The organism is Sphingomonas yabuuchiae (assembly GCF_001477495.1).
Taxonomy (GTDB): Bacteria; Pseudomonadota; Alphaproteobacteria; order Sphingomonadales; family Sphingomonadaceae; genus Sphingomonas; species Sphingomonas yabuuchiae_A.
This window is the reverse complement of the sequence record NZ_LDTF01000142.1, coordinates 1-517: the sequence shown is the minus strand read 5'-3', so window position 1 is coordinate 517 and position 517 is coordinate 1. Positions and strand designations below refer to the sequence as shown.

General features: G+C 72.3%; 1 protein-coding gene. It reads right to left on the bottom strand.

Features of this window, described 5'->3' with window-relative positions; genetic code table 11:
- A partial coding sequence (locus NS355_RS17655) for a cytochrome c biogenesis protein CcdA (protein WP_275934736.1) occupies nucleotides 1–517 on the bottom strand: 517 nt, incomplete at both ends.

Genomic DNA, 517 nt, shown 5'->3' with positions numbered 1-517 from the left:
GCGGGCAGGACCAGCGCCGCGCCCAAAGCGCCGGCCATGAACGGCCCCGAACAGGGCGTCGCCACGAACGCCGCCAGCGCGCCGGTCGCGAACGATCCCATCGCCCCCGATCGTCCGGCGAAAGCGGGGGTCGGCAGTTCGAACAGCCCGGCCAGATTGAACGCGATGCCCGCGACCAGCAGCAACAGGATACCGATCACGCGCGGGTCCTGAAGCTGGAACGCCCAGCCCGCACTCTGCCCGCCCGCGCGCAACGCCAGCAACACGATGCCCAGGCCGACGCACACCAGCACGACGCCCGCCGTATAGGCCAGCGCCTCGGTCCGGGCGTGCCGCTCGTCCCCGCCACCCTTGGCGAGGCTCAGCGCCTTCAGGCTCAGGATCGGGAAAACGCAGGGCATGATGTTGAGCAGCAACCCGCCCAGCACCGCGCCCAGAAACGCCAGCGCGATCGCGCCGAAACCCCGATCCGCAGTCCCGCCCGCCCCGGCGATGGCGCCCGGCCTGGCGGCGAAGG